The 13084-nt window shown below is 48.6% G+C and carries 13 protein-coding genes; 4 read left to right on the plus strand and 9 right to left on the minus strand.

What is annotated here, in order from left to right; genetic code table 11:
* Positions 1–9: 9 nt before the first annotated feature.
* Positions 10–1194: an SAM-dependent methyltransferase gene (locus GVY43_RS04935; protein ID WP_159562449.1), complete on the minus strand. Its 1185-nt coding sequence runs from the start codon at positions 1192–1194 to the stop codon at positions 10–12.
* Positions 1195–1293: 99 nt separating this feature from the next.
* On the opposite strand from GVY43_RS04935, the gene GVY43_RS04940 reads away from it, so the two are divergent.
* From GVY43_RS04940 to GVY43_RS04950, 3 genes are all read left to right on the plus strand, one after another.
* Positions 1294–2067 (plus strand): sporulation protein, encoded by a 774-nt coding sequence (locus GVY43_RS04940; protein ID WP_159562450.1) that lies wholly within the window; start codon positions 1294–1296, stop codon positions 2065–2067.
* Between the two features lie 119 nt (positions 2068–2186).
* Complete coding sequence (locus GVY43_RS04945) at positions 2187–2561, plus strand: hypothetical protein (RefSeq protein WP_159562451.1); 375 nt, start codon at positions 2187–2189, stop codon at positions 2559–2561.
* Between the two features lie 20 nt (positions 2562–2581).
* Positions 2582–2797, plus strand: a complete 216-nt coding sequence (locus GVY43_RS04950) for a hypothetical protein (protein WP_074036727.1) — start codon at positions 2582–2584, stop codon at positions 2795–2797.
* A 39-nt stretch (positions 2798–2836) separates the two neighbouring features.
* On the opposite strand, the gene GVY43_RS04955 is transcribed toward GVY43_RS04950, so the two are convergent.
* The 8 genes from GVY43_RS04955 to GVY43_RS04990 form a co-directional block, all read right to left on the minus strand.
* The gene (locus GVY43_RS04955) at positions 2837–4156 is read right to left on the minus strand and encodes a dihydrolipoamide acetyltransferase family protein (RefSeq protein ID WP_159562452.1); all 1320 of its coding nucleotides are present in this window, start codon (positions 4154–4156) and stop codon (positions 2837–2839) included.
* Positions 4157–4168: 12 nt separating this feature from the next.
* Positions 4169–5146: an alpha-ketoacid dehydrogenase subunit beta gene (locus GVY43_RS04960; RefSeq protein ID WP_078147095.1), complete on the minus strand. Its 978-nt coding sequence runs from the start codon at positions 5144–5146 to the stop codon at positions 4169–4171.
* Entirely contained in the window at positions 5146–6153 is a 1008-nt protein-coding gene (locus tag GVY43_RS04965) for a thiamine pyrophosphate-dependent dehydrogenase E1 component subunit alpha (RefSeq protein WP_370148335.1), read from the minus strand. The genes GVY43_RS04960 and GVY43_RS04965 overlap by 1 nt, the downstream gene beginning before the upstream one ends.
* A 12-nt stretch (positions 6154–6165) precedes the next feature.
* The gene (lpdA, locus tag GVY43_RS04970) at positions 6166–7575 is read right to left on the minus strand and encodes a dihydrolipoyl dehydrogenase (RefSeq protein WP_159562453.1); all 1410 of its coding nucleotides are present in this window, start codon (positions 7573–7575) and stop codon (positions 6166–6168) included.
* Entirely contained in the window at positions 7559–8650 is a 1092-nt protein-coding gene (gene buk, locus GVY43_RS04975; protein WP_074036719.1) for a butyrate kinase, read from the minus strand. The genes lpdA and buk overlap by 17 nt, the downstream gene beginning before the upstream one ends.
* A 1-nt stretch (position 8651) precedes the next feature.
* Positions 8652–9773: a Glu/Leu/Phe/Val dehydrogenase gene (locus tag GVY43_RS04980; RefSeq protein WP_159562454.1), complete on the minus strand. Its 1122-nt coding sequence runs from the start codon at positions 9771–9773 to the stop codon at positions 8652–8654.
* 25 nt (positions 9774–9798) lie between these two features.
* Positions 9799–10695, minus strand: a complete 897-nt coding sequence (yqiS, locus tag GVY43_RS04985; protein WP_196430847.1) for a phosphate butyryltransferase — start codon at positions 10693–10695, stop codon at positions 9799–9801.
* A gap of 121 nt (positions 10696–10816) precedes the next feature.
* Positions 10817–12454, minus strand: a complete 1638-nt coding sequence (locus tag GVY43_RS04990; RefSeq protein ID WP_159562456.1) for a sigma 54-interacting transcriptional regulator — start codon at positions 12452–12454, stop codon at positions 10817–10819.
* A 134-nt stretch (positions 12455–12588) separates the two neighbouring features.
* Here GVY43_RS04990 and GVY43_RS04995 point away from each other — a divergent pair, with 134 nt between their 5' ends.
* Positions 12589–12837 carry a DUF2627 domain-containing protein gene (locus GVY43_RS04995; RefSeq protein ID WP_031423346.1) on the plus strand — a complete coding sequence of 83 codons (249 nt, stop codon included), beginning with the start codon at positions 12589–12591 and terminating at the stop codon, positions 12835–12837.
* The last annotated feature ends 247 nt before the right edge of the window (positions 12838–13084 follow it).

The following is a 13084-nucleotide window of genomic DNA, read 5'->3' on the forward strand; positions in this document are numbered from 1 at the left end:
TGTACTCCCTTATTTTACGTCTTGTTCTACCTCGAGGACAAGTCTATCGCTCAATTCACGTTCTAAGAACGGGTCTGCCCCTAACATCTGTTTGAAAGCAAGGTAACGTGCCTTCGTCTCTGCGCTCGCCTGACGGTTCGTCAAGTAGGCACGAATCATGATATTTTTCGGCGTATGCTCGAGGTCGATGAATTCGAGCAGCTGGACATCATACCCGACAAGTCCAAGCAGTTCAGCCCGAATGGAATCGGTCGCGAGTGAGGCGAACCGTTCTTTGATCAAGCCATGTTGGAGCATCACGTCTAAATTCGACGCTTGAATTTGACGATTCAATTCCTTTTGACAACACGGAACGCTCAAGATGACTTTCGCGCCCCAGCGGACGGCACGTGCCAACGCCATGTCTGTCGCCACATCACATGCATGAAGGGTCACGACCATATCAACAGCTGTTTCCCCTTCATATTCATTAATGTCTCCGACTAAAAATTCGAGCCGTTCATATCCTAAGTCTTTCGCAATCGATGCACACTCTTCAATGACCTCTTTCTTCAAATCGAGCCCTGTGATATGGACGTCATATCCTTTCATCTCATGAAGGAAATGATAGAGCGCGAACGTCAAATACGACTTCCCTGACCCGAAATCCAAGATTCGAACGGTACGGTCTGCCGGCAAGTATTTCAGTGAATCCTCAATGAACTCGAGGAAACGATTGATCTGTTTGAACTTGTCATACTTTTGACGCTTCACTTTTCCGTCCGTTGACTGAATGCCGAGTCGAATGAGAAACGGAACTGGCTCGTCGAGTGGAAGCACGTACTGTTTTTCCCGATTGTGGCTCAGTTGAACTTCTTTTTGAGCCGTCTGCTTTTCTTTCAATGTCACTTTGAACTTTTTCGATAATTGGAACTGGAGGTCGGAATCTTTTAACTGAAACTGTCCTTGTCGGAACGTTTCGAGAAGCTCATTCACTTCCGTGACAGCCTCATCTGGTGTCAAGTTTTTATGGTTCATCACCCGCTCATACTGATACTCGAACTGGATATGATACGCATTTCGTAGCATGACCGGTTTCAATTTGACCCGTCTGAGATCGCTAGATTTTTGACGGGGTTGACTGATGGTCGCCGACACGAGATGATTTGATTGTAAGACGTCTGCGAGACGCTCTTGTAACGCTTTATATTCCAATGGATTCAATCCTTTTTTAGAAATTTTGAAACATATCGTTTCACCTGTCCGTACATACTATTACACGAAGACGACGTTACGTCAAAGGAGGATACACATATGTTTAAAAAGATTTTATCATCAATCGGAATCGGTGCCGCAAAAGTCGACACACGCTTGAATGAGAGCCACTGTTCACCCGGTGGAGAACTCACTGGAGTCGTCCATATAGAAGGCGGTTCGGTCGAACAATCCGTCGACAGTATCTATCTCTTCTTCAATACGTTGTATAAACATGAGGTGAACGATAAGTCGACATACTCGACGTTCACGATTGAAAAAATCTTATTGAATGAAGCACCGTTTATGATTGGTCCCGGAGAAGTGAAAGAAATTCCGTTCACAGTCAACGTCCCGTTCAATACGCCACTCTCTGTGAGCCAATCGAAATCATGGATTGAAACGGGCCTTGATATCGCCCAAGCCGTCGATCCAAAAGATGAAGATGCGATCACCGTACAACCGAATGCAGTTCAACAAGTCATATTAGATGCGATGGACGAGCTCGGATTCCGTTTGAAGAAAGCCGACACGGAGATGCTCCCGGCACGTCATCGTTCGGGACGTCTTCCGATTGCCCAAGAACTCGAGTATTCAGCGAACGGTTCGCGATTCGGTCGCCAGTTAGACGAGGTAGAAGTTGTGATTCTACAAGACGAGGATGCCATCGAATTGCTCATTCAAGTCGACCGCAGTGTCCACGACCTCGGAAGTCTCTTTGCTGACTTGACGGGAACGGACGAGTCGACTCATCGTGTACGCTATGACGCCGCACGTTTATCAGTAGCTGAAGTTCGTCGCGACATCGAATCGATGATTGAACAATCGATTTAAGGAAATCACCAACACGCCATTTCTATGAATGGCGTGTTTTTCTGAGGTATTGAATTTAAGCATCCATTTTTTTTACAATGAACATATGGAATAAACCCTTTTCTGGAGGTGACTATATCTTGTTCGCTTTAATAATGATCGGGAGTCTTGGTCTTGCAACGCTTGCCTTACCGATTCTAGAGACCAGTCTTTCTGAGTCACTCGCCTATTTCACGCTTGGTGGACTCGAGGTGCTGATTGGTTTGATTGCCATGTGTCTCATGCGCAATCCGTCGACAAACGCCTTATCATTCATGAAGTTCATGCCCTATCTTGTACTATTGATTCATTTCCCTACCTCACTCCTTTTGCTTTGGATTTCTTCGGTCAGACATGATGGGGTTTCTGCATTTTCATTAAACTATATTTTTATATACTGGATGTTCCTTCTCGTGTTCGTCGTAGTCAGCAGATTGACGTACCGTGTCCATCAACGACGATTCGAAGGTGCATGATTAGAAAGGATGATTCTACATTGGATCTACTTCAATTTCTTTACGACCGAGCAATTCCACTCACACTATTCACGACGCTCGGCCTATTCAGTCTCATGTTTGCGTTCGCACTATATAAATCCAAACCACGACTCTCCAAAGGACTCGTCACAATGGGCATGTCTTTCTCGTTCCTTCTCTTACTGATCTCAGCCGTAAGCTTCGTCTTCACGGTATTCCTTGGCTATAACTCATAAGAAATGGAGGCACCCTACTGGGGCGCCTCCATTTTTTAATCAATATACGGTATATGTGTTCGGGTCAATCGACTCGAGTGAGTGCTTGATCGCTTGTAAGAACTGACCTGCGACGAGACCGTCAAGGACACGATGGTCGACAGACATACAAAGGTTGACCATATCGCGTGCCGCGAACATCCCGTTCATCCAGACCGGACGCTTCACAATCGACTCGACCGATAGGATTGCCGCTTGTGGGTAATTCAAGATTGGTGCCGATTGAATCGAACCAAACGCACCCGTGTTGTTGATGGTGAATGTCCCACCACGCATCTCTTCAGCCTTCAAGCGGTTCTCACGCGCTCGCGTTGCCACGTCTTGAAGGGAAACGGCTAGTCCTTTAATATTCTTCTCATCCGCTTGGCGAATGACCGGAACGTATAGGGCGTCGTTTGCCGCGACGGCTACCGAGAGATGGATGTCTTGGTGAACTTTGATGTGATCTCCTGCCCACTCCGAATTCATCATCGGATACTTCTTCAATGCTTCGATGGCTGCCTTCATGAAGAATGGCATGAACGTCAATTTGACGCCTTCCCGTTTCATGAACTCATCTTTCAACTTTGCACGGGCTTCGACGAGGTTCGTCACATCCACTTCAATCATGAGCCATGCGTGTGGAGCCTCGTGTTTCGAGCGGACCATATTGTTCGCAATCGCTTGACGTACCCCGGCTGTCGGAATCGATTCATAACGGCCAGATGAAGTCGATGATGATGCGACCGGTTGTGACGGTTCAACGACAGGACGTGGTGCCTCAGTCGGAACGTCCAACTTCGTCTGTACCATCGTCTCTTGGACAGGCGCTTGTGTCGCTTTCTCAGAAGTCGATGCCGGACGTCCTTCTGATAAGTAACGAAGAATATCTTTCCGCGTGATCCGACCGCCTAGACCGCTTCCGCTCAGTTCATTCAAATCGATATCGTTCTCATTGGCGAGTCGGATGACGGCAGGAGAGTATCGACCGTTTCCACTTTGTTTTTTCGGTGCAGTGGCGACAGCTTGCTTAGAGACGGATTCTGCAGGTGCCGTTTCTGCAATCGGTTCTGTCTTCGTCTCAACTGCAGCTTCCTCCGCGCTCTCGACTTCCATCGTCAATACCGGTGTCCCGACGCTGACGGTCTCCCCTTCTGGAATGAGAAACTCTTTGACGACTCCTGCGCTAGTCGCAGGAATCTCTGCCGTCACTTTGTCCGTCATGACTTCCGCGAGTGGTTCATATTCTTCCACACGGTCTCCCGGTTTGACGAGATAGGTCGTGATTGTTCCTTCTGTCACACTCTCCCCAAGTTGGGGCATAGTAATCGTTTGTTCCATGGAGATGCCTCCTTAAAACGCCGCGAGCTGACGCGCCCGCTCGGCAATTTTTTCTGGGGATACGATAAAGAATTTTTCCATCGGTGGTGCATACGGCATTGCCGGCACATCGGGGCCAGCCAAACGCTCAATCGGCGCATCGAGTTCGAAGAGCGCCTTCTCCGCGATAATCGCCGCCACTTCTCCGATGATGCTTCCTTCTTTGTTGTCCTCCGTCACGAGTAGCACTTTACCAGTCTTCTTGACCGATTCGATGATCGCTTCTTGGTCGAGCGGGTAGACGGTACGAAGATCAAGGATGTGCGTGCTGATTCCTTCTTCTTCGAGCGTTTTCGCAGCCTCTTGTGCCATATGCACGCAAAGACCGTACGTGATGATCGTGATATCGTCACCTTCCCGTTTGACAGCGGCCTTACCGATTTCAACCGTGTATTCGTCCGTCGGCAATTCCGCCTTCAAAAGACGATAGGCACGCTTATGTTCAAAGAAAAGAACAGGGTCGTTCGAACGGATTGCTGCTTTCAACAATCCCTTCGCATCGACAGGGTCAGATGGAATGACGACTTTAAGACCTGGCGTCGAACTGAACATCGCCTCGACTGATTGCGAGTGATAGAGAGCCCCGTGAATACCCCCACCGAAAGGAGCACGGATGACCATCGGACATGTCCAATCGTTGTTTGAACGGTATCGAATTTTTGCCGCTTCTGAAACGATTTGGTTCACTGCTGGCATGATAAAGTCTGCGAATTGCATTTCTGCGATCGGTCGCATGCCGTACATGGCAGCCCCGACTCCGACTCCGGCAATCGCACTCTCAGCGAGCGGTGCGTCGATGACACGATCCTCTCCATATTTTTCAATCAACCCTTGTGTGGCACGGAATACACCACCACGAACGCCGACGTCTTCCCCGACGACGAAGACGTTTTCGTCGCGCTCCATTTCCTCATGAATCGCTTCATTGATCGCTTCGATAAACGTTTTCATCATTTTTCCTCCTCATAGACGTAATCCAGTGCAGATTCAGGCGATGCATACGGTGCTTTGTCCGCATATGTCGTCGCTTCATTCACTTCAGCATCGATTTGTGCATCGATTTCAGCAAGTGTATCCGCCGTTGCGATTCCGTCGTTCACAAGTCGTTGACGGAACAATTGAATGCCATCCCGCTCTTTTAACCCTGCCAATTCTTCTGCTGAACGGTATGCTTTGTCATCATCATCTGATGAGTGTGGCACGAGACGTTCAACTTCTGCTTCGATTAGCGTCGGTCCTTCTCCGCGAAGTGCACGTTCACGCGCTTCCTTCACGACCGCATAGACAGCAATCGGGTCTGTCCCGTCGACTGTCACACCTGGCATGCCATATCCTTTCGCTCGATCTGACACGCGCTCGCATGCCAACTGTTTTGTAAGTGGAACCGAGATTGCATATTTGTTGTTCTCACAGAACAAGATGACCGGCAACTTATGGACACCTGCAAAGTTTGCGCCTTCATGAAAATCTCCTTGGTTAGAGGACCCTTCCCCGAACGAGACGAATGTAACGAGCTCTTCCTTTTTCATCTTCGCCGCAAGTGCAATTCCGACTGCATGGGGGACTTGTGTCGTGACCGGAGACGAACCCGTTACGATACGATGCTCTTTCGAGCCGAAGTGACCAGGCATCTGACGACCACCTGAGTTTGGATCTTCCGCTTTCGCGAATGCCGATAACATTAAATCTCTTGATGTTTGACCGAAGTGAAGGACGACCGCCACATCACGATAGTAAGGTAGGACATAATCAATCCCTTTCTCGAGGGCGAACGCCGCACCAACTTGCGCCGCTTCTTGTCCTTGACATGAGACGACGAATGGGATTTTCCCGGCGCGGTTCAACTTCCACATCCGTTCATCAATTTTACGTGCACGAACCATCGTTTCGTACATCGCCAATAAATCTTGTTTTGTTAAACCAAGCTCTTCATATGAGTTTACAGTCATTTGTTCCATCCTTGTTCCTCCTTAGGCGTGAATCGGTAATCCATCGACGGCGAGAGCCGCTTCTTGGAAGGCTTCGCTCAGTGCAGGATGCGGGTGTACAAGTTGTCCCATCTCCCAAGCCGTCGCATTTAAGACGAGCGCGAGGCCACCTTCTGTGATGAGTTCGGTCGCTTTCGGTCCGACGATATGAACACCGAGAAGGTCATCTGTCTCTTGATCTGAGACGAGTTTGACGAATCCGTCGGCTTGCCCTTCAATTCTTGCTTTCCCGAGCCCATTGAAACGGTACGTTCCTGTCTTGACGTCATGTCCAGCCTCTTTTGCCGCTTCTTCTGTCAAACCGACCGAAGCGACTTCAGGGACACTGTATACACAGCGTGGAATGAGCGCGTAATCGAGCGGTGTCGGCTCAAGACCGAGAATCGTCTCGACTGCCTTCACACCTTCTTCAGAAGCGACGTGGGCGAGTTGCAACTTCCCGATACAGTCTCCAATTGCGAAGATATGACGTTCCTTCGTCCGATACTGGCTATCGACTTGAATGATACCGTTCTCTACGACGATTGACGTGTTTTGAAGACCTAAGTCTTCCGTATTGGCGACACGCCCCACTGAGACGAGGACACAGTCCACGCTCAACATCTCCTCACCTACAGCGAGCTCCACCGCATCGTCGTGAATCGATGTACGTTCAGCGTCGACCGTCACGCTCTTCTTCACGCGGACTCCGCGCTTTTTCAAAAGACGCTCCACTTCACGCGAGACTGCTTTGTCCTCGAGTGGGAGTAATCGATCGCCTACTTCGATCAATGTCACGTTCACATCAAGGTCGACGAGCATGGACGCCCATTCGACTCCAATGACCCCTCCACCGACAATCGCAATCGATTCAGGTAGCGTTTCAAAAATGAGGAGGTCGTCCGAATTCAAAATCCGTTTGTGATCGAACGGCAATCCAGGAAGTTCACGAGGAATCGACCCTGTTGCGATAATCAGTTGATTCGGCAAAATCAGTTCTGATTCACCGCTTTCATCCTCAACGGATACAGTCCCTGGTTGTGGTGAGAAGATACTTGGTCCAAGAATAGAGGCCTTTCCGCGGAACACTTCGATTTTCCCTTGTTTCATCAAATGTTCGATTCCCTTTTCTAGTCCAGCCACAAGATCACGCTTATACGTTTGAGCGCGTTCCATATTGAACGTCACATCTCCCGTCTCAACGCCATATGTCGCACTTTGCTTCGCTGTTTGATAAACATGTGCAGCTTTTAAAAGCGCCTTCGTCGGGATGCATCCTCTATGTAAGCAGGTGCCACCTAACTTTCTCGCCTCGACGATTGCGACAGATTTTCCTGCCTGGGCCGCCTTGATTGCAGCCACATATCCTCCTGGTCCTCCACCGATGACGACAACATCAAATTCTCGTGCCATGTGTATCCCCCTCATAAACTCGTGCGGTCTCTTCGTTCTCGATGACGCGAAGTGCACCTTCAGCCAACGCTTTAAGCTCATCTTCACCCGGATACACGTGTACCGGCGCGAGATAAGTGACACGCTCCTTGATTTTTTCAGTCAGCCACTCGGAATATGCGATTCCGCCCGTCAGTAAGATGGCATCCACACGACCACATAATGTCGCGCCGTGTTTTGAAATCTCTTGAGCGACACGATAAGCCATCGTCTCATACAACAGTCTCGCCTCGTCATCACCTGATTCAACCCGTTGCTCGATTTCAATGGCATCGAATGTACCGAGATGAGCAAACAGACCACCTTGACCGACAATTTTCTTTTTCATTTCCGATTCTTTATACCTGGTACTATAACATAGTTCTACTACCTGTCCAACAGGAATCGAGCCAGCACGCTCCGGCGCGAGCGGTCCATCTCCGTCGAGACCATTATTCACGTCGATGACTCGACCTGCCGTATGGGCACCGACCGTGATTCCTCCACCAAGATGCGCAACGATAAGATTCAACTCATTGTAATCGCTTCCATTTTCGGCCGCGAATCGTTTCGCGACAGCCTTTTGATTGAGGGCATGGAAAATGCTACGACGATTGATTTCCGGCATGCCTGTCTTTCGGGCCAATTCGCCCATCTCATCGACGACGACCGGATCCACAATGAAACTAGGAATCCCTTCAGCTCCCCCGATTTTCGAAGCGATCAGACCACCGAGATTCGATGCATGCATCCCAAAACGTCCGCTCGTCAAATCTTCACGCATGAGTTCATTGACCGTATACGTTCCAGACGTCATCGGTGCAAGCAAGCCACCACGACCGACGATCGCGGTCAAATCATTGACCGCGATGCCCGTCTCTTCTAACAAGGCGCGTACTTCTTGCTCACGATGAGGCAACTGCTCTGGAAGTGTGAGACCCGTCACATCGATTGAATGTCGGACCGTACGTGTCATCACTTCTTCCTTCCCATCAAACAATCCAACTTTCGTCGAGGTCGACCCTGGGTTGATTGCAAGAATTAGCCGTTTTGTCATCTTAGCGTCTCCCTAGAATGCTTTTTTCAACTTTAAGGAACTGGCTGCGTGAACGCGACATCATGTGAATCCGCTCTTCCGCCATCTTATCGGCCGCTACATGCGTTGGTACACCATCACGTTCTGCGATTTCAAAGACGCGCATCATGTTGTCATAAATGAGTTCGACTTTCTTCATTGCCCGTTCACGGTTGTAGCCTTCAAGTTCGTCCGCGACGTTGATGACACCACCTGCATTGATGACGAAGTCTGGTGCATAAAGGATTCCGTTCTCGTCGAGCACGTCTCCGTGACGATCTTCTGCTAATTGGTTATTGGCAGCGCCTGCGACGATTTGTGCTTTCAATTGTGGAATCGTTTTGTCGTTGATGACGGCACCGAGAGCACATGGTGCAAAAATATCACATTCGACCGCATAAATCTCATCTGGTTTGACGACCGTCGCACCAAAGTCTGCTTCTGCACGTTTGAGTGCTTCCTCATTAATGTCGGTCACAATCAAATGAGCACCCTCTTCATGGAGGTGACGGCACAAGTTGTAGGCAACGTTTCCAACACCTTGAACAGCGACGGTTTTCCCTGCGAGCGACTCAGTCCCGAATTTCCATTTCGCAGCAGCTTTCATTCCACGATACACACCATATGCCGTGACCGGTGAAGGGTTACCACTTGAACCGAATGCAGGACTGACGCCTGTGACGTAATCCGTTTCCATGTGAATGAAGTCCATGTCGGCAACTGTTGTATTTACATCTTCAGCCGTGATGTAACGACCACTAAGAGATTGAACATATCGTCCGAATGCACGGAAGAGCGCCTCTGATTTATCTGTCTTCGCATTTCCGATGATGACGGCCTTCCCGCCCCCAAGGTTGAGACCCGCTGCAGCATTTTTATATGTCATTCCTTTTGCGAGACGCAACACATCCGTGAGTGCCTCTTGTTCTGATTCATAGTTCCACATACGGAGTCCACCGAGAGCTGGCCCGAGCGTCGTGTCATGGATGGCGATGATCGCCTTTAGTCCAGACGCTTGGTCTTGGCAAAATACGATTTGCTCATAGTCCTCAGATTGTAAGACATCAAAAATACGGAAGCGTGGCTCTGTGTTTGTTTCCATCATGATTAATTCCTCCTGTTAAGTACGATTAATGTTTAGCATGTAACAAAGCGAATGCGAGGGAATATAGCTTCGCTTCGGCAGTATCGGCACGACTTGTCAATACAACAGGGGCAGATGCGCCGACGACAATCGCCGCTACGCTCGCCTCTGCGAAATACATGATTGATTTATAAAGGACGTTGCCGACCTCTATGTAAGGTACGACTAATAAATCGGCTTGACCGGCAACTTCACTGTTGATTCCTTTTTGCTTTGCTGCAACCATGTCGACAGCGTTGTCGAGCGCGAGCGGTCCATCTACGACACAGCCCTTGATTTGTCCACGTCGATTCATTTGGCTAAGTAGTGCCGCATCGAGAGTCGCATTCATTTGTGGATTGACTACCTCGACTGCTCCAATGGCTGCGACTTTCGGCGATTCGTAACCGATGTCATGCATCGCTTCTACCGCATTGTGAATAATTTCGACCTTCTCTTCGAGTGTTGGTGCGATATGAATCGCCGCATCCGTCACTCCAATCAACTTTTCACGATTCGGAATTTGGAATAGTGCGATGTGGCTGAGCGTCCGCTTCGTACGGAGTCCAGCTTCACGATTAAGGACGGCTTTCATAAATGTCGATGTCGACACCATCCCCTTCATGAGGACGTCCGCCTCTTTATTTTTCACAGCTAATGTGGCACGTCGCGCAATCTCAACGTCACCTTTCGCATGTAAAATATCGACGGCTGACTCATCGATTCCATGCTGTTCACATAACTTTCGGATCTCTCGAGCTTCACCGAACAAAATGAAGCGTGACAACCCATGATCCGTAGCGAGTTTTACGGCCCGGATGACTTCTTCGTCCGCTGCCCCCGCAATGGACACGGTACAGCCTTCTAACTCTTTTGCGTTCGCCAGCATCCGTTCAAAATTCATCATTGTCCCCCCTTGCTCTCTACACTATATCATAAGCAAGTTTGTTTCCTAAATTGTAAGCGCTTTATAATGCGGATAACCATGCAAATTAATGCTTACCGTGCATAAATTTTCCTGCAAATTATTGCATGGTGTCAAGCTTGTTGTATAATGTTCGAATCGAAATCTTCAATCGGCGGGCTGCTTCTGATTTGTTGCCACTTGCCTCTTCAATTGCTCGTTCAATCAAATCGCGTTCATATTTTGCAACGGCCTCGTGAAACGTTCCAGATTCGACCACTTTTTGACTCGTGGAACGATTGGATAACTGCAAATGATGTGGGGCAATCCACTGTTCGGAGCTTGCCATATAAATCATCGCACGACCGATCACATTCTCCAGTTCTCGCACATTCCCTTTCCAATGCTGGCTCTTCAGTAATGTTAAAGCATCTTCGTCAACGCCGCGTACACTCCGACCGTATTCTTGATTCAGTTTCCGGATCATCCGTTCACATAGTGCCTCGAGTTCATTCAGTCGCTCACGTAATGGTGGGATATGGATCGGCATCCGATTGATTCGGTAATACAAATCTTCCCGGAATGTTCCGTCTGCTACTTTTTGTTCGAGATCGGCATTCGTTGCGGCAATGATTCGGACATCGATTGGGATTGCCGTCGTCCCTCCGACACGGACAATTTCATTTTCCTGGAGGACACGTAAAAGCTTCACTTGGACATCAAGAGGGAGCTCTCCGATTTCGTCTAGAAAGAGTGATCCGCCATCCGCTTCTTCGAAATATCCGGTTTTCCCGCCTCGTTTAGCTCCACTGAAGGCTCCATCTTCATAACCGAATAGCTCACTTTCAAGAAGGGTAGGTGAAATCGCCGCACAGTTCACGCGAATGAACTTTTTATACTTTCGAGGAGATTCCCCGTGAATGGCATGGGCGAACAGTTCTTTTCCTGTTCCCGATTCTCCACGAATCAATACCGTCACTGGGGTCACAGCGGCAAGTTTCGCCTGCTCGATGACAAATCGCATGGCGTCACTCGTAGCAATGATATCGGCAAACTGATATTTGGCTTCTAGATTCCGGATGCGTGTTTTTGCCTCCTGCAATTCATCACGTAGGGCACGAATCTGAGATACGTCACGGATGACCCCAACCGAGCCTCGCAACTTACCTTCGACGATGATCGGTTCTGCATTCACAAGAATATCTCGTCTCGTCGCCCCAATTTGCATCCGAATGTCTCGAACGCCTTGCCCGGTCGATAGTACTTTCAAATGGACGCTTTCCTGCATTCCGATATCTGCCGTCGCTGGTTTGTCGACCACATCTTCTTTTTTGAATCCGGTCAACCGTGTATAAGACGGATTGATCAAAATCGTGTTACCGTGATGATCTGCGACCGATATGGCCTCACTCGTACATTCAATGATGGCCTCGAGCATTTGTTGATTCTGTTTCAATCTTTCAACCACAATCCGAATAAATTCCCCTGGTAAGACGACCGCATCTTTGAAATGATCCTTTAATTGTTCAAACGTTTGATGTTTCCCCGTCGTTTCGATGACAAAATCTAGTGTCGCATCCGCATACTGTTTCCAATCGTCCGCCACAGATATGCCATAACTTTTAGCAAGGGCTATTCCTTCAGCAGATGCATCAGAATCTACGACCGCTACAATCGTCGCAAGCGGCGAATCCATCAGCATATGAAGGACTTCGGTCCCCCCTTTTCCTGCCCCCACAATCATCAATCGTTTATTCATACATATTCCCCCATCATCATTCTTCTCTATTTCATGCTACTGAATCCGCACCTGATTCGCAAGCTGCCCAAAAATAGACCGTGTCGAACAGATCGATTTCTGTTAAAATAATGTATGGTAAAGGAGGAGATTGCATGCGTTTTATCGCGCTTCTAATCTTAATCGTCCCTGGGTTATTAGGTGTTTACGGAATCAAATTGCTACGTGATAGCTTCTTTTTGAAGACGAGCGCACCGTTTTCATGGTTCGATTCACTCGCTGCCGCCTCCATGTTGCAGGGGACCTTTGGGCTTCTGCTCGCCATGGGCGGGATCGGATTTGTAGCCGGCTATATTTTTAACCGCGACAAAAAAACAGGAAAAGTACAACGCCTCGACTCATAAGCACACAAAAAAAAGGTTCCCTAACTTGACTTCATTTCAAGTGCGGAACCTTTTATTCATATTGAATTGTGATCACTACGGATGATCTCCTTTCAAACTACGTTACTTACTTTGACATGAAATCCAACGTCTTCTTAATGAAGAAGTATGAAAGAACTTTAGTAACTGCCGTCTTGCGTGAACGGAATCTTACCATTCGAGTTACTAACTGATTTACTTATCGGGTCATGTCGAACCATCCATCGTG

Source organism: Exiguobacterium sp. 8H (assembly GCF_902506255.1).
Classification (GTDB): Bacteria; Bacillota; Bacilli; order Exiguobacteriales; family Exiguobacteriaceae; genus Exiguobacterium; species Exiguobacterium profundum.